The organism is Leisingera sp. G5_S3_59_S7 (genome assembly GCF_054968485.1).
Window position 1 is genome coordinate 108,628 of record NZ_JBQKUH010000002.1, and the last position, 15,290, is coordinate 123,917.

Genomic DNA, 15,290 nt, shown 5'->3' on the forward strand with positions numbered 1-15,290 from the left:
CGTAGTAACGTTTCTGGAGATTTCCTGTAGCCATGGCGCGCCTGTACCACGTTCCGCTGTCCCCCTTTTGCCGCAAGGTGCGGTTGTCGCTGGCGGAAAAGAAGATCGAGGTTGAGCTGGTCGAGGAGCGTTATTGGGAGCAGGATCCCGACTTCCTGCGCCGCAACCCGGCCGCCAAGGTGCCGGTGATCCGGCTGGACGGCCAGATGATGGCCGAAAGCGCGGCGATCTGCGAATACCTGGAAGACACGCGGCCGGAGCCGCCCTTGATGCCGAAGGATGCCGAGGGCCGGTATGAAGTGCGCCGGCTGGTGAGCTGGTTTGACGACAAGTTCCACCACGAGGTGACCTCCAAGCTGCTGTATGAGCGGGTGAACAAGAAGATCACCGGTGAGGGCTATCCGGACAGCCGTAACGTGAAGGCCGGCGCTAAGGCGATCAAATACCATCTGGATTACATGGCCTGGCTCTTGGACCACCGGCGCTGGCTGGCCGGGGACATGATGACGCTGGCGGATTTCGCCGCTGCAGCGCATCTGTCGTCGCTGGATTACATTTCGGACGTGGACTGGAACCGGTCGGCAGTGGTCAAGGACTGGTACGCCAAGATCAAGTCGCGGCCTGCGTTCCGGTCGATCCTGGCGGATCAGGTGCCGGGCTTCCGGCCGCCGCCGCATTACACTGACCTGGATTTCTGATATCAACGGGGTTAGGGGGCTGTCTGCCCCCTCTTGAGCCTGCGGCTCAATTCACCCCCGAGGATATTTTCAGCCAGATGAAAGACGGATCCGGCATCAAGCAAAGACTGGTTGCTCAGGCGCTCTCGGAGGGGTTTGTCTCCTGCCGGATCTGCCGCCCGTGGGATGTGCCGGAGGTGCCTGGACGGCTGCGGGCGTTCCTGGACGCGGGCTATCACGGGCAGATGGGCTGGATGGCAGAGCGCACCCATTGGCGGGGCGACCCGGCGCAGCTGTGGCCCGAGGCGCGGTCGGTGATCATGCTGGCCGAAAGCTACACGCCCGAGGAAGACCCAATGGCGGTGGTGGGGCAGGCGGACCGCGGTGCGGTGTCGGTCTATGCCCGCAATAAGGATTATCACGACCTGGTCAAGAAACGGCTGAAGCGGCTGGCGCGCTGGCTGATTGCCGAGGCGGGAGAGGACTGCGAGGTGAAAGTCTTTGTCGACACCGCGCCGGTGCCGGAAAAGGCGCTGGGCATGGCGGCGGGGCTGGGCTGGCAGGGCAAGCACAGTAATCTGGTGAGCCGGGATTGGGGGAATTGGGCCTTTTTAGGGTCTGTTTTCACCACGCTGGAGCTGCCGGCGGACAAGGCAGAACCGGACCGCTGCGGATCCTGCCGGGCCTGTCTGGACAGCTGCCCGACCGATGCCTTTCCGGCGCCCTACCAGGTCGATGCACGGCGCTGCATTTCCTACCTCACCATTGAACACAAGGGGCCGGTGGACGAAGAGCTGCGGGGCAAGCTGGGCAACCGGATTTATGGCTGCGACGACTGTCTGGCGGCCTGTCCGTGGAACAAGTTTGCGGTGGCGGCCAGCGACATGCGCTATGCCGCGCGCGAGGAGCTGAAGGCGCCGAAGCTGGAGGAGCTTGCCGCTTTGGATGATGCGGCGTTCCGGGCGATGTTCTCGGGTTCGCCAATCAAGCGCATCGGGCGCGACCGCTTTGTGCGCAATGTGCTTTATGCGATTGGCAATTCCGGGCTGCCAGAGCTGCGGCCGGCGGCGCAGGGGCTGGTGGAGGATCCGGACCCGGCGGTGGCCGACGCAGCGGCTTGGGCAGTTCAAAGGCTTTCGTGACGCAAACAGGATGGACGCGGCGCAAATAGGCGTTACACCCGGTCCGGCGAACAGAGTTTGAGAGGGCTGGGCATGGCGCTGCTGCTGGGAGTGGACACGGGCGGAACCTATACCGATGCGGTGCTGATCCGCGACGAGAAGGAGGTGATCGCCTCCGCCAAGTCTCTGACGACGCGCCAGGATCTGGCGATTGGCGTTGGCGGCGCGATCCGGGCGGTTCTGGAGCAATCCGGAGTGCAGCCGCAGGAGGTGTCGCTGGCGGCCCTGTCCACCACGCTGGCCACCAATGCGCTGGTCGAGGGCCAGGGCGGCCGGGTGGCGCTGATCTATATCGGCTTTGCCGAGGCCGATCTGGACCGGCATGGGCTGAAGGATGCCCTGAAGGGCGATCCGGCGCTGGTGCTGGCGGGCGGCCATACCCATGCGGGCAGCGAGGCGGCGCCGCTGGACTTGGAGTCGCTGGAGAAGTTTCTGCGCACCGAGGGGCAAGGGGTGACGGGTTTTGCCGTGGCCGGGGTCTTTGCCACCCGCAACCCGGCGCATGAGATGGAAGCCGCGCGGATCATTCATGAGCTGACCGGCGCGCCGGCAACCTGTTCGCATCAGCTGTCGGCCAAGCTGAACGGGCCCAAGCGGGCGGTGACGGCGGTTCTGAACGCCCGCCTGATCGGGATGATCGACCGGCTGATCGGCCGGGCGCAGGATACGCTGCGCGATCTGGGCATTGAGGCGCCGATGATGGTGGTGCGCGGCGACGGCGCGCTGATGAGCGGCGAACAGGCGCGGGAGCGGCCGATCGAGACGATCCTGTCGGGGCCGGCGGCCTCGATCGTCGGCGCGCGATGGATGACCGGGGCGGATCACGCGCTGGTCAGCGACATCGGCGGCACCACCACCGATGTGGCGCTGATCAAGGACGGCAAGCCGGCGATTGATCCGGCGGGTGCCCGGGTCGGTGAGTTCCGCACTATGGTCGAGGCCGTGGCGATGCGCACCACCGGCCTGGGAGGCGACAGCCAGGTGCATCTGAACACCAGCGGCCTGTCAGGCGGGCTGACCCTGGGGCCGCGCCGGGTGGTGCCGGTCTCGCTGATTGCCACGGATGCGCCGGAGGTGGTGCACGCAGCGCTGGACGAACAGCTGCGCAACTCCACTGTGGGCGAGTTTGACGGGCGCTTTGTACGGGCGGTGCCGGGGGTGCCTGTAGCGGGCCTGAGCGAGCGGGAGGCCGGGCTGCTGGCGCGGATCGGGATGCAGGTGCACCCGCTGGGCCAGATCCTGCGTACACGGATGGAGCATGGCTCGCTAGGCCGGCTGGTGGACCGCGGACTGGTGCAGGTCAGCAGCGTGACGCCCTCGGATGCCAGCCATGTGCTGGGCCGGGTCGATGCCTGGGACCGCGAGGCGGCGGAGAAAGCGCTGACGCTGTTTGCCCGCCGCCGGGTGGGCAGCGGCGACATGGTGGCAAAGGATGCGGGAACACTGGCGCAGATGATTATTGATCAACTGACCGAACAGACCGCTTTGACCTTGTTAGAGTCTGCTTTTGCCGAGGAAGCCGAGAGCTTTGGCCTGCCGGAACAGGATCTGGCGCGGCATGTTCTGCTGCAAAAGGGGCTGAGTCGGCACCGCGGGTTGCTAGCGCTCGATGCCTCGATGAATGTGGATGTGGTGGGGCTGGGCGCCTCTGCCCCCAGCTATTATCCGGCGGTGGGGGAGCGGCTTCATTGCAATATGATCCTGCCGGAACATGCGGGCGTGGCCAATGCCATTGGCGCGGTGGTGGGGCGTGTCACCATGCGGCGCAGCGGCACCGTGACTTCTCCGTCCGAAGGCAAGTACCGGGTGCACCTGGAGACCGGCCCGGAGGATTTTCCGGCCGCAGATGACGCGCTTGCGGCGCTGGAAACAGCCTTGGCTGCGGAGGCGCGCGGCGCAGCGGAGGAGGCCGGTGCAGAGGATATTCACGTGCATGTGGAGCGGGATATCCGCACGGCGCAAGTGGAATCGCGGGACGTGTTCGTTGAAGGCACATTGACGGTGGAGGCCAGCGGCCGGCCGCGTGTGGCGCACGCCTAGCTTCAGTTTCACTAGCGGGTTTTCGCGGAAAACCCGCTGCCTCCGGCGGGGATATTTTCGGCCAGATGAAACACGGATGCTTGCTGCAGATTTGACAGGTGAAAAGCCCCGCCAATGTGCGGCGGGGCTGAAAGCGACCGGATAGAGCCTATTCCGCGGCGGCGCCGCGTTTGGGCAGCACCCAGTCGGGGCGCGGGAAATGGCAGGTGTAGCCGGTGGGCTGACGCTGCAGATAATCCTGATGCTCGGGCTCCGCCTCCCAGAAATCGCCCGCGGGTTCGACCTCGGTCACCACCTTGCCGGGCCAGATGCCGGAGGCGTCGACGTCGGCGATGGTGTCCTCGGCCACCGCTTTCTGGGTATCGTCGACGTAGTAGATCGCGGAGCGGTAGCTCATGCCGATGTCATTGCCCTGCCGGTTCAGGGTGGTCGGATCGTGGATCTGGAAGAAGAATTCCAAGAGCTCCCGGTAGGAGGTGACGGCGGGGTCGAAGATGATCTCGATCCCTTCGGCATGGGTGCCGTGGTTCTTGTAGGTGGCATTGGGCAAGTCGCCGCCGGTGTAGCCGACGCGGGTGCTGATGACGCCGGGGCGTTTGCGGATCAGTTCCTGCATGCCCCAGAAACAACCGCCTGCCAGGACGGCGCGTTCGGTGGTGCTCATTTCACGACCTCCACTTGGTTGATGTAGGCGCCATAGCCCTCGGCCTCCATGTCGTCCAGATGCACAAAGCGCAGGGAGGCGGAGTTGATGCAATAGCGCAGGCCGCCGCGGTCCATCGGGCCGTCGGGAAAGACATGGCCCAGGTGGCTGTCGCCATGGGTGGAGCGGACCTCGGTGCGGATCATGCCGAGGCTGCGGTCCTCCAGTTCCTGGATATGGGCGGGTTCGATCGGCTTGGTGAAGCTGGGCCAGCCGCAGCCCGATTCATACTTGTCAGAGGAGGCAAACAGCGGCTCGCCTGAAACGATGTCGACGTAGATGCCCGGCTGCTTGTTGTTCAGCAGCTTGCCGGTTCCGGGGCGTTCGGTGCCCGCATTCTGGGTCACATAGAACTCTTCCTCGGAGAGGGCGGCAATGGCGTCCGGGTTCTTGAAGTATTTGGTCATGATGTCCTCCCGCCTGTTCGCGTTTGGTGCAGAACATGGGGTCTGGATGGGCAAATGCAAAGCCCTGTTACAGGCGGCTCGCAAAGCCGTGTGCTGTGGAAGGCCGGCCGCGGGGGAAGGGGTGCGGTCAGGCGGCGAAGGCGCCGGCCAGGTCGCCGGGCAGGTCGAACTCCCGCAGCACCCGGGCGCGGGCGTCTGCCGACATCTTGCGGGCGGTCTTTTCGACGATGCGCTGCACTTTGTCCGCCGGATGCTTGGCGGCGAAGGGGGCAAAATACCACTTGAGGAAGACAAAGCAGATGATGTCCTCCAGCGCCTGCACCTGGTCGTCACGCTTTATGCCCTCCTTGCGCAGCATCTTGGCGGCGGCCTCCGTATCTTCGGCGCCATAGCCTGCGTCCTGCATCAGGGTGGTGACCACATCGGCGTGATGCACAGCCTCTGCCTTGCGCCAGGCGAGATAGCCGGCCCGGCCTTCGGGGAAGGCATCGCGGGCCAGCTTCCAGCGTTCCACGTGCTGGCCGCGGGCGGCGATCTGCAGCACCTCGGAGGCGTCCGGGAACAGGCGTTCCTGCTCCTGGCTCATCCGCTGGCCATAGAGCAGCGCGGCGGGCTGGCCGTCTTCCAGGTTGGGGTCCTGGGCGTTGGCGGCGTCGATCGCCTCCAGCACCCGGGTCAGTTGCGCGCTCATGCCGCGTCCTCCTGTTGGGGTCTTGGGGGGCAGGTTAAGCCGTAAGCACGCGGGGTTGCAACGGGCTGCGCCGCGTCAGCGGCGCCGGGCCCAAGGGGCAGGGACGGACGTCAGCCCGGCTTTGCCGCGCGGGAGAGCCCCGCTTTTGGCCGGTCCGCCTGCCGTGCGAGCTGGACGGCCAGAATGCCGCCGGTGACGATGGCGACACCGAGCAGGTCGAGCGGCCCTAGTTTTTCTCCCAGCAGCATGCTGGCGACGGCAACGCCGAACACCGGGTTCAGGAAGTGAAAGGTCGCGGCGCGCACCGCGCCGATGCGGTTCAGCAGCAGCACCCAGATGAAGGTGGCCATCAGCCCCGGCACGATGGTGGTGTAGGTAAAGGCAGCGGCCAGGCGCCAGGTGGGGGTGACAAAAATGTCCTCTGTCAGCGGCGCGGCCACGAACAGGACAGCAGAGCCGATCAGCATTTGCAGCCCCACAACCATCATGAAATTGCCGCCCGAGGTGGCGCCGCGCAAGGCCAGGGTTGCGGCGGTCAGCGCCAGCACGCCGATGACGCAAAGGCCAACGCCCAGCAGGTCGACACCGGCGCTGAGCCGTGTGCCCATGATCAGCGCAACACCCAGGATGCCTGCGGCCAGCCCGGCATAGCCAAGGGGCCGCAGCCGCTCGCCGAACAGCGCCCAGCCAGCCAGCGCCACGAGCAGCGGCATGGTGGAAGCGATGATGGCGGCCAGCGAGGCCTCGATCCACTGCATGGCGACGAAGTTCAGGCCGAGGTACAGCGCGTTCTGGCAGATGCCGAAGATCACCGTGGCGCGCCACTGGCCCGGCGTCAGCCGCCAGGTCTGCCCCATGGCGCGGGCAATGGCGACGCCGATCAGCCCGGAGATCAGAAAGCGGACCGCCAGGGAGAACAGCGGCGAGGCGTCCTGGACAATGATCCGGGCGGAGGTGAAGGCCGAGGACCACATCAGGGCAAAGGCCAGCCCCATGGCAATAGCGCGCGCATCCATCGTGAATTCCTTTCTCCCGTGGCGGACCTTCGGGGAATTGAGAGTGGAGATCAAGCCGGGCGGGACCGGGATCAGCTGAACCGGGCCGCTAGGATCTGCCAGCTGGCGGCGCCAAAGGCGGCGGCGAAGGCCGCCTCGAACCCGCGGCGCAAGCGAAGGTAGACGCGGCTGGCCGCCTGGCTGGAGAACAGCAGCGCGTAACCGTGGAAGATCAGGGTGCTTTGCACCGCGATGGCCGCCATCACAACCAGCAGCGCCGACACGGGCGTGCCGGGCGGCAGGCCGATGGCATAGAGCGAGCCGAAGAACAGCACAGCCTTGGGATTGGTCAGGTGCAGCGCCAACCCCTTGCCATAGGCGCTTCGCAGCGTTGGCACAGCAGAGGCGCGTAATGCAGGTGCGCCGGGGCGCAAGGCCGACCGGGTGGAGCGGATCGCGAGATACATCAGATAACCGGCGCCGATGTAGCGGACCGCTTCGAACATCCAGGCATTGGCCAGCATCACCGCGCCAAGTCCAAAGGCAGCGGAGACCGACCAGATCAGGGAACCGGGGCACACCCCGGCAGCCAGCGCCAGCCCGGGCTTGCGGCCATGCTTCATGGAGGTGCCGGCAATGGTCACCGTCGCCGGGCCAGGGCTGACGGCGCCCAGAAACGCGGCTGCCAGGATCAGCACCAGATTGACGTTTTCCATGAAGCCCTACTTCGGCCGCCGCCATGAGGATGCGTCCGGCGGGCGGTACTGGCAAGCGGCAACGCGGCGGCGGCGGACGAACCTTCCGTTGGAGCGGCCGGCCCGTGCAAAAGAAAAGGGCCGCCCGCGGGGGCAGCCCTGAAACCGTCCGGACGATGTCCGGGATCAGCCGTTTACGCTGTCTTTCAGCGCTTTTGCGATGGTCATCTTGACCACCTTGTCGGCTTCCTTGGTGAATTTCTCACCAGTGGCCGGGTTGCGCACTTCACGCTCGGGGCGCTCACGGCAGTAGATCTTGCCGACGCCCGGCAGGGTCACGGCACCGCCGCCCGACACTTCGCGGGTGATCAGCGAGCAGACCGCTTCCAGCGCAGAACCTGCAGTTTTCTTGTCACTGCCCATTTCCTCGGCCAGTGCGGCTACAAGCTGGGTTTTGGTCATCGGTTTGGACATTCTTCGTCTCCTTAAAGCTGCCCGAACTGTGGGGCCTCATCGCGAGACATTATCGTTATGTTGTATGGTAACACAACTTCTTGTGTGCTCCGCATAAGGCAAAACAGGCATTTTTTCCCGGAAAACAGCGAAAATCAGCCTTAAAGGAAGGCGGTTTCGTCGAACGAACGCAATTTCCGGCTGTGCAGACGCTCCAAAGGCATACCGCGCAAACGCTCCATAGCTCTTATTCCGATTTGCAGGTGGCGTGCAACCTGAGTGCGGTAAAAGTCCGACGCCATGCCCGGCAGCTTCAGTTCGCCATGCAGCGGCTTGTCAGAGACGCAGAGCAGCGTGCCGTAGGGTACCCGGAAGCGGTAGCCGTTGGCGGCGATGGTGGCGCTTTCCATGTCCAGCGCGATGGCGCGGGATTGGGACAAGCGCTGCACCGGGCCGGACTGGTCGCGCAGTTCCCAGTTGCGGTTGTCAATGGTGGCGACGGTGCCGGTGCGCATAATCCGCTTGAGGTCGAAGCCCTCGTATTCGGTGATTTCCGCCACGGCTTCCTCCAGCGCGACCTGGATTTCCGCCAGCGCCGGGATCGGGGTCCAGACCGGCAGGTCATCGTCCAGAACGTGGTCTTCGCGCAGGTAGCCATGGGCGAGGACGAAGTCCCCCAGTGCCTGGGTGTTCCGCAGCCCCGCGCAATGGCCGACCATCAGCCAGGCATGCGGGCGCAGCACCGCGATGTGGTCGGTGGCGGTCTTGGCGTTGGAGGGGCCGACGCCGATGTTGACCAGAGTGATGCCGTTCCCGTCCTCCCGCTTCAGGTGATATGTCGGCATCTGAGGCAGCTTGGCGATTTCCGGAATCTTTGCCGATGGATCGGTGATCTCGTGATCGCCGGTGCTGACAAAACTGGTGTAGCCGGAATTGGGATCCGCCAACTGGGCGCGGGCGTAGGCCTCGAATTCGGCCACGTAGAACTGGTAGTTGGTGAACAGAACGTGGTTCTGGAAATGTTCGGCACTGGTGGCGGTATAGTGGCTCAGACGGGCCAGCGAGTAGTCGATGCGCTGGGCGGTGAACAGCGCCAGCGGGCCGGTGCCATTGGCGGGCTGGTATGTGCCGTTGACGATGTCGTCATTGGTGGTCGACAGATCCGGCACGTCAAACACGTCGCGCAGGGTGAAACCGGCGGCGCCGTCCTGGGGCACCGTCAGATCCGGGCGCGAGGCGACCGCGAAATGCACCGGGATCGGTGTATCAGAGACACTAATGGTCACCGGCTGGCCGTGATTGCGGATCAGCAGGCCAATCTGCTGGATCAGGTAATTGCGGAACAAGTCCGGCCGCGTGACCGTGGTGGCATAGGTGCCAGGTGCGGAGACATGGCCAAAGCTGAGCCGGCTGTCCACTTGGGCGAAGGTCAGGGTGGAGAAGCGGATTTCCGGGTAAAAGGCGCGGATGCGCTGGTTGTCCGGCGCGCCGTCAGCCATCGCCCGGGAGAATTCCTCGCAGATGAAGCCAGTGGCCTGCCGGTAGAGCAGTTCCAGCCGGTCCACGGCCTCGGTTGCGTCGTTGAAGCTTTCGTCCGGCGGGTGGCCGGGGTGTTTTGTTGTTATCATTGTGCAGGCTCGATCACCGGGATTTTCTGGAATGTGCGGACATCGACAAGCCCCAGGTCGGAAATCCTGAGTTCCGGGATCACCACCAGCGCCAGCAGTGAGTGCTGCATATAGGCGTTGTTCAGGTCGCAGCCGCAGGCCTGCATCGCCTCAACCATCTCCTGCGCCTTGGCGGCGACCTCGGTGGCCGGGCTGTCGGACATCAGGCCTGCAATCGGCAGTTCAACCAGGGCAAGCTCCTCACCATCTTTAAAGAGGGTAATGCCGCCGCCTGCTTCGGCAAGCCGGTTGGCGGCCAACGCCATCTGTTCGCGGTCGGTGCCGACCACAATCATGTGGTGGCTGTCATGCGCCACCGTGGAGGCCATCGCCATTTTGCCCTGGTAGCCGAAGCCCGAGACAAAAGCGTTGGTGACACCGCCGGTGGCGCGGTGGCGCTCGACCAGGGCGATCTGGCAGACATCGCCGCTGCCCTCGACGAGCCCGTCCACAACCGGCAGCTCCGCGCGAAGTGCCTTGGTCGGGGCCTGGTTCTCGACCACGCCGATCACATTGGCAGTCACCGCATTGGCGCCCTCAGGGGCGGCCAGCTCAAAGTCCTTGGCTGTCAGCTCATGTCCAAGATGCACAGTGCCGCGGGCGCTGGCGGGCCAGTCGTAATGCGGGCATTCGACCCTGATAGAGCCTGATTCCGCGACGATCTGGCCGCGGGCCACTACCACTTCGATGGGCAGATCCGTCAGGCTGGAGGTCAGGATCACATCGGCACGGCGGCCGGGAGTGATGGAGCCGATTTCGCGCTCCAGTCCGAAATGGGTGGCGGTGTTTATCGTCGCCATCTGCAGGGCAACCACCGGATCGCAGCCGCAGGCAATCGCGTGGCGCACCACCCGGTTCATGTGGCCGTCATTGACCAGTGTGCCCGAATGGCAGTCATCGGTGCAGAGAATGAAGTTGCGCGGGTCCAGCCCCTTTTCGGTAACCGCGGTGATCTGGCTTTCGACGTCGTACCAAGCCGAGCCAAGCCGCATCATCGACCGCATCCCCTGGCGCACCCGGGCAATGGCGTCAGCCTCGCAGGTGCCCTCATGATCATCCGCCGGGCCGCCAGCCACATAGGCGGCAAAATCGGGGCCAAGGTCAGGGGAGGCATAGTGGCCGCCCACGGTTTTGCCCGCACGCTGGGTAGCGGCGATTTCGGCCAGCATCTTGGGGTCAGCATTGGCGACGCCGGGGAAATTCATCATTTCACCGAGGCCGATGATGCCGGGCCAGTTCATCGCCTCTTCGACGTCCTCGGCGGAGATTTCATAGCCGGTGGTTTCCAGCCCCGGCGCGGAGGGCGCGCAGGACGGCATCTGAGTAAAAATGTTGACCGGCTGCATCAGCGCCTCGTCATGCATATAGCGCACACCGTCCAGCCCCAGCACATTTGCGATCTCATGCGGGTCGGTGAACATCGAGGTGGTGCCATGCGGGATCACCGCGCGGGCAAATTCTGCGGGCGTCAGCATGCCGGATTCGATATGCATATGCGCGTCGCACAGGCCCGGGACCATATAGCGGCCATTGGCCTCGATGATCTGCGTCTCCGGCCCGGTGCAATAAGAGGCGTCCGGCCCGACATAGGCGATGCGGCCTGCCTTGATGGCAATGTCATGGCCGGGCAGCTGCTCGCGGGTGTGGACGTTGACCCAAATGCCCTGCCGGATCACGGTATCGGCTGGCGCACGGCCGGCTGCTACGTCGATCAATTGCGGGGCGTAGTCGGGCCAGTTCGGAAAAATGTTTTCTGACATAGTCCAATTGTTCCGATTGCGGGCGGGAAGGCAAGCGGATTGCCGGCTTTGCCATCAAAGCTTCATACGGACGGTGAATAGGCGCCGAAGACTGACGCATTTGGCATTGCCGCTTGGCGGGTTCCGGAAAAGACTGGGCCCCATGGATTATGAGACAACAGATGCGGACAGTTTCGGCCGCTCCCTGCGCGGGATCGGGATCAACCTCCTGGTACGGGATGTTCCGGCTGAAAAGTCCTTTTTAGAGACTGTTTTCGCTATGAAGGGCCATCAGGTGACGCAGGATTTTGCCATCGTCACCTATGGCGGTCAGGTGTTTCAGCTGCACAGCGACGGCACCTATGCGGAAAACCCGCTGCTGGGGCTGCTGCCGGAAAACCCGCCGCGCGGGGCCGGGATCGAGATCCGTCTTTACGAAACCGACCCGGATCAGGCCGTGGCCTTGGCGGCGGCAGCAGGGTTCGCCGTTCTGCAGGCGCCAACGGACAAGCCGCACGGCCTGCGGGAGGCCTATATCCTGTGTGATAACGGATACGCCTGGGTCCCAAGCCGCCCCAAGGGGTAAGCTGCGGGAATTCCTCCCCTTTCGCCGCGACGCCGGCCGGTCCATGCTGGGCGGACCCATTTGGATGCTGCGAGGGACCGCTGATGCACGCCATTGCCGATACAACCGCCCTGGTCGAGGAGGGGGTGCTGACCCCGGATCAGGCCCGCAGCATCGAGGCCCGCTCGCGAGAGGTGATGGTGTCGCTGGCGGTGAATGCGATCCTGTGTTTCGGGATCATCGCGGCCACAGCCGGCTTCATCTTCTGGCTGGCGGACCCGCTGGCAGTGGCGGTGACCGGCGTGCTGATGCTGGGCGGCGGGCTTGCGGTGCTGGCGCGCGGCGGCGAGATGCTGCGGATGTTCGGCAATTCCGCCACCCTGATCGGCGCCGGCATGCTGATGGGCGGTGCCGGGATTGAACTGGTCGACAAATTCGAGGACATCGCCGGCTGGGTAATGCTGCCCGCCGGCGCGCTGGTGGCGCTGATCTGCACCTGGCGCTGGCGGCACGGGGCCTGGTCCACGGGGTTTGTGCTGGGCGCGATCCTGCTGATGGGGCTGGCAATGCATCTGGCGGGCATCGAACTGCTGCTGCAGCAATACGGCATCGGCTCGCCGCTGCGGAACCTGGCGCTGCTTTATTATGCGGCGGCGCTGGCCCTGGCAGGCTGGCAGGTGGATGTGCGCTTTGTCACCGCGCTGGCGATTGCGCCCTTTGCCCAGATGCTGGAAACCGGCACCAGCTATTTCCACGCCGCCTATGTGTTCTATTCGCCGGAATCGACGCTGACGATCCTGCAGATGGTGGTGCTGATAGTGCTGTGCGTCTGGGGGGCGTCCCGGCTGGCAGAACGCAACGCCCGGCACCTGCGCATCCTGGCGATCCTGGGGTTTGTGGTCGCGAACCTTTGTGCGCTGGTCGGCTCGTTGTGGGGGGACGTGGTGGGCGAAACTGTTTGGGGGCCGGGCCGTTACAGCGATGGGTACGAGGACTGGGAGGCCTATGCCGCCGCCCGCGATGCCTTCCGCAACAGCGCACTGTTCATCTCTGAGCAAGTCTATTCGGTGCTTTGGGCGGTGGTGCTGGCCGCGGTGATCTTCTGGGCGGCGCAGCGGCATCAGCGCGGGCTGTTCAATGCGGCGCTGACCTTTGCCGCGATCCATGCCTACACGCAGATGTTCGAGTCCTTCGCCGATGAACCGCTGGCCTATGTGATCGGCGGCCTGGCGGCGATCCCGCTGGCCTGGGGGCTGTGGCGGCTGAACCAGTGGATGGCAGCCAAGCAGGCCTAGCCGCTGCTGCGCAAGCTGCGCGGGGTATTTCCAAACTCCGCCTTGAAGGCCCGGGTCAGCGCACTGGGGTCGTCGTAGCCGCAGCGCAGGGCAATCTCAGAGACACTCAAAACTGTCTCTAACACCAGCTTTCTGGCCTGAATCAGCCGCAGCCGCCGGTAAACCGCCTGCGGCGTTGCCCCAAGTTCAGCCTTCATCCGTGTCTCCAGATCCTTCTGGCTGCGGCCCGCTTTCCGCGCCACGGCAGCGATCGGCAGGGGCGATTCCAGATTGGCCTGCATCACCGCCACCGCACGGGCAACCGATTTGCCGCGCACCAGGATCGGGTCCTGGGTTTCGGTTGCCTCGGGCGCCATGAACAGCGCCGCTACCTCCAGTCTCAGCGCGGCGCCGTGCTGGTCTCCGATCAGCTCCATCATGGTGTCAAAGGCCGCCAGCGCACCGGTGCAGGTGACGCGGTCGCCATCCCAGACCTGGCGGACACGTTCCGTCTGCACTTCGGGAAAAGCCTCGGTAAAGCGGCTGAGCTCTTCCCAGTGGATCGTTGCCCGCCGCCCGTCCAGCAGGCCGGCCTGCGCCAGCAGCCAGGCGCCGGTGTCAAATCCCGCGAGCACCGTGTAGCGGCGGGCGGCGGACTTCAGCGCCCGCGCGGTGGCCACGGTGGCATGGCGCAGGAAATCGTAGGACGGCATCGCAATCAGCAAATCGCCGCTGCAGTCGCCCAGTTTTCCATGCGCCCGCACCTCCATGCCTGAGGAGGACACAGCCGGCCCGCCGTCCAGCGTCAGGAACCGCCAGGCATAGACCTGCCGCCCGGCGAACGTATTGGCGGCCCGCAGCGGCTCCACCGTGTTGGCCAGGCAATGGGCCGAGAAAGCATCAAACAGCAGCACATCCAATTGCTGCACTGCAGCGGCATCTTTTGTCCAACTTCGCATGATAATTTCTAACCTTGCATGATGGGCGCGGGCAAGCGGCGTAATCTGATCCGCAACACATTTGCTAAGGAAGACCGCCATGCAGTTCGGGATGACCGAAGAACAGTCAATGATCGTCGAAACCACCCGCGCCTTTGTGGAGAAGGAGCTGTATCCGCATGAGGCGGAGATCGAGCGCACCGGCCATCTGGACATGGATGTGATCCGAGATATTCAGAAAAAGGCAATGGAAGCGGGGCTTTATGCTGCCAACATGCCCGAGGAGGCGGGCGGCGCAGGCCTCGATACGCTGACCTGGCTGATGTACGAAAAGGAACTGGGCCGCGCCAACTATGCGCTGCACTGGACCGGTGTTGCGCGGCCCTCGAACATCCTGCTGGCAGGCACCGAGGAGCAGAAGGAAAAATACCTTTTCCCCTGCATGAAGGGCGAAAAATGGGACTGTCTGGCGATGACCGAGCCGGATGCGGGATCGGACCTGCGCGGCATGAAGGCAACCGCGCGCCAGGACGGCGATGACTGGATCCTGAACGGCACCAAACATTTCATCAGTCACGCCGATATTGCTGATTTTGCGATCTGCTTTATGGCAACCGGGGTCGAGGACACGCCGCGCGGGCCGAAGAAGAAGATCACTGCCTTCTTCGTCGACAAAGGCACGCCCGGTTTCGAAGTGCGTGACGGTTACGGCAACGTCAGCCACCGCGGTTACACCAACGCGGTGCTGGAATTCGACGACTGCCGCCTGCCGTCCTCTGCCATTCTAGGTGAGGTCGACAAGGGGTTTGAGGTCGCCAACACCTGGCTGGGCGCCACCCGGCTGCAAGTGGCCGCCACCTGCCTGGGCCGGGCGGAACGGGCGCTGCAGCACTCGATCGAATACGCCGCCGAGCGCAAGCAGTTCGGCCAGCAGATCGGCAAGTTCCAGGGCGTCTCCTTCAAGCTCGCCGATATGGCGCTGGAGCTGAAGGCGGCGAACCTCTTGACCTGGGAAGCCGGATGGAAGTTCGACCAGGGCACCGTCACCGAAAGCGACATGTCGATGGCCAAGCTGAAGGCAACCGAGATGCTGGCCTTTGTTGCCGACGAGGCAATCCAGATCCACGGCGGCATGGGCCTGATGGATGAGCTGCCGCTGGAACGCATCTGGCGCGACGCGCGGGTGGAGCGTATCTGGGAAGGCACCAGTGAAATTCAGCGGCACATCATCAGCCGCGAGATGCTGCGCGCCGTCGGAGGCTGAT

General features: G+C 64.5%; 15 protein-coding genes. 6 read left to right on the forward strand and 9 right to left on the reverse strand.

Annotated elements, in window-relative coordinates; all coding sequences use genetic code 11:
- Nucleotides 1-32: 32 nt before the first annotated feature.
- The 3 genes from fzlA to ACTRWG_RS01810 all read left to right on the forward strand — a co-directional run bounded on the left by fzlA (nt 33) and on the right by ACTRWG_RS01810 (nt 3,898).
- Nucleotides 33-698 (forward strand): FtsZ-binding protein FzlA, encoded by a 666-nt coding sequence (gene fzlA, locus ACTRWG_RS01800; protein WP_027235874.1) that lies wholly within the window; start codon nt 33-35, stop codon nt 696-698.
- A 77-nt stretch (nt 699-775) separates the two neighbouring features.
- Nucleotides 776-1,819, forward strand: coding sequence for a tRNA epoxyqueuosine(34) reductase QueG (gene queG, locus ACTRWG_RS01805; RefSeq protein ID WP_462828870.1), 1,044 nt, complete (start codon nt 776-778; stop codon nt 1,817-1,819).
- A 72-nt stretch (nt 1,820-1,891) separates the two neighbouring features.
- Nucleotides 1,892-3,898, forward strand: coding sequence for a hydantoinase/oxoprolinase N-terminal domain-containing protein (locus tag ACTRWG_RS01810; protein ID WP_462828871.1), 2,007 nt, complete (start codon nt 1,892-1,894; stop codon nt 3,896-3,898).
- Between the two features lie 148 nt (nt 3,899-4,046).
- Here ACTRWG_RS01810 and msrA read toward each other — a convergent pair whose 3' ends face one another.
- From msrA to ade, 8 genes are all read right to left on the reverse strand, one after another.
- On the reverse strand, nt 4,047-4,562 hold the full coding sequence (gene msrA, locus ACTRWG_RS01815; RefSeq protein WP_027235871.1) for a peptide-methionine (S)-S-oxide reductase MsrA: 516 nt from the start codon (nt 4,560-4,562) through the stop codon (nt 4,047-4,049).
- Nucleotides 4,559-5,008, reverse strand: coding sequence for a peptide-methionine (R)-S-oxide reductase MsrB (msrB, locus tag ACTRWG_RS01820; protein WP_027235870.1), 450 nt, complete (start codon nt 5,006-5,008; stop codon nt 4,559-4,561). Before msrB ends, msrA begins: the two co-directional genes overlap by 4 nt.
- A 127-nt stretch (nt 5,009-5,135) precedes the next feature.
- Nucleotides 5,136-5,699 carry a DUF4202 domain-containing protein gene (locus ACTRWG_RS01825; RefSeq protein WP_027235869.1) on the reverse strand — a complete coding sequence of 188 codons (564 nt, stop codon included), beginning with the start codon at nt 5,697-5,699 and terminating at the stop codon, nt 5,136-5,138.
- A gap of 110 nt (nt 5,700-5,809) precedes the next feature.
- Nucleotides 5,810-6,715 carry a DMT family transporter gene (locus ACTRWG_RS01830; protein WP_027235868.1) on the reverse strand — a complete coding sequence of 302 codons (906 nt, stop codon included), beginning with the start codon at nt 6,713-6,715 and terminating at the stop codon, nt 5,810-5,812.
- Between the two features lie 71 nt (nt 6,716-6,786).
- Entirely contained in the window at nt 6,787-7,410 is a 624-nt protein-coding gene (locus ACTRWG_RS01835; RefSeq protein WP_462828872.1) for a LysE family translocator, read from the reverse strand.
- Nucleotides 7,411-7,575: 165 nt separating this feature from the next.
- A complete protein-coding gene (locus ACTRWG_RS01840) occupies nt 7,576-7,863 on the reverse strand; it encodes an HU family DNA-binding protein (RefSeq protein ID WP_008553440.1) in 288 nt (95 codons plus the stop codon).
- Between the two features lie 140 nt (nt 7,864-8,003).
- Nucleotides 8,004-9,470: an AMP nucleosidase gene (locus ACTRWG_RS01845; RefSeq protein WP_027235866.1), complete on the reverse strand. Its 1,467-nt coding sequence runs from the start codon at nt 9,468-9,470 to the stop codon at nt 8,004-8,006.
- Nucleotides 9,467-11,269: an adenine deaminase gene (gene ade, locus ACTRWG_RS01850; protein ID WP_027235865.1), complete on the reverse strand. Its 1,803-nt coding sequence runs from the start codon at nt 11,267-11,269 to the stop codon at nt 9,467-9,469. Before ade ends, ACTRWG_RS01845 begins: the two co-directional genes overlap by 4 nt.
- A gap of 142 nt (nt 11,270-11,411) precedes the next feature.
- Between ade and ACTRWG_RS01855 the strand changes: the two genes are divergently transcribed.
- Together ACTRWG_RS01855 and ACTRWG_RS01860 are read left to right on the forward strand one after the other, a co-directional pair.
- A complete protein-coding gene (locus ACTRWG_RS01855; protein ID WP_027235864.1) occupies nt 11,412-11,834 on the forward strand; it encodes a glyoxalase in 423 nt (140 codons plus the stop codon).
- Between the two features lie 83 nt (nt 11,835-11,917).
- The gene (locus tag ACTRWG_RS01860; RefSeq protein ID WP_027235863.1) at nt 11,918-13,108 is read left to right on the forward strand and encodes a hypothetical protein; all 1,191 of its coding nucleotides are present in this window, start codon (nt 11,918-11,920) and stop codon (nt 13,106-13,108) included.
- Here ACTRWG_RS01860 and ACTRWG_RS01865 read toward each other — a convergent pair.
- A complete protein-coding gene (locus ACTRWG_RS01865; protein WP_027235862.1) occupies nt 13,105-14,046 on the reverse strand; it encodes a GlxA family transcriptional regulator in 942 nt (313 codons plus the stop codon). The two genes, ACTRWG_RS01860 and ACTRWG_RS01865, sit on opposite strands and share 4 nt — an antisense overlap.
- Before the next feature lie 79 nt (nt 14,047-14,125).
- Here ACTRWG_RS01865 and ACTRWG_RS01870 point away from each other — a divergent pair, with 79 nt between their 5' ends.
- A complete protein-coding gene (locus tag ACTRWG_RS01870) occupies nt 14,126-15,289 on the forward strand; it encodes an acyl-CoA dehydrogenase family protein (protein WP_027235861.1) in 1,164 nt (387 codons plus the stop codon).
- Nucleotide 15,290: the final 1 nt, after the last annotated feature.

Bases quoted from the DNA above. Each gene is read 5' to 3' on its own strand.
- ACTRWG_RS01835 (WP_462828872.1), bottom strand. From the start codon at position 7,410: ATGGAAAACGTCAATCTGGTGCTGATCCTGGCAGCCGCGTTTCTGGGC.
- ACTRWG_RS01830 (WP_027235868.1), bottom strand. From the start codon at position 6,715: ATGGATGCGCGCGCTATTGCCATGGGGCTGGCCTTTGCCCTGATGTGG.
- fzlA (WP_027235874.1), top strand. From the start codon at position 33: ATGGCGCGCCTGTACCACGTTCCGCTGTCCCCCTTTTGCCGCAAGGTG.
- msrB (WP_027235870.1), bottom strand. From the start codon at position 5,008: ATGACCAAATACTTCAAGAACCCGGACGCCATTGCCGCCCTCTCCGAG.
- ACTRWG_RS01810 (WP_462828871.1), top strand. From the start codon at position 1,892: ATGGCGCTGCTGCTGGGAGTGGACACGGGCGGAACCTATACCGATGCG.
- ade (WP_027235865.1), bottom strand. From the start codon at position 11,269: ATGTCAGAAAACATTTTTCCGAACTGGCCCGACTACGCCCCGCAATTG.
- queG (WP_462828870.1), top strand. From the start codon at position 776: ATGAAAGACGGATCCGGCATCAAGCAAAGACTGGTTGCTCAGGCGCTC.
- ACTRWG_RS01865 (WP_027235862.1), bottom strand. From the start codon at position 14,046: ATGCGAAGTTGGACAAAAGATGCCGCTGCAGTGCAGCAATTGGATGTG.
- ACTRWG_RS01840 (WP_008553440.1), bottom strand. From the start codon at position 7,863: ATGTCCAAACCGATGACCAAAACCCAGCTTGTAGCCGCACTGGCCGAG.
- ACTRWG_RS01855 (WP_027235864.1), top strand. From the start codon at position 11,412: ATGGATTATGAGACAACAGATGCGGACAGTTTCGGCCGCTCCCTGCGC.
- ACTRWG_RS01860 (WP_027235863.1), top strand. From the start codon at position 11,918: ATGCACGCCATTGCCGATACAACCGCCCTGGTCGAGGAGGGGGTGCTG.
- ACTRWG_RS01845 (WP_027235866.1), bottom strand. From the start codon at position 9,470: ATGATAACAACAAAACACCCCGGCCACCCGCCGGACGAAAGCTTCAAC.
- ACTRWG_RS01825 (WP_027235869.1), bottom strand. From the start codon at position 5,699: ATGAGCGCGCAACTGACCCGGGTGCTGGAGGCGATCGACGCCGCCAAC.
- msrA (WP_027235871.1), bottom strand. From the start codon at position 4,562: ATGAGCACCACCGAACGCGCCGTCCTGGCAGGCGGTTGTTTCTGGGGC.
- ACTRWG_RS01870 (WP_027235861.1), top strand. From the start codon at position 14,126: ATGCAGTTCGGGATGACCGAAGAACAGTCAATGATCGTCGAAACCACC.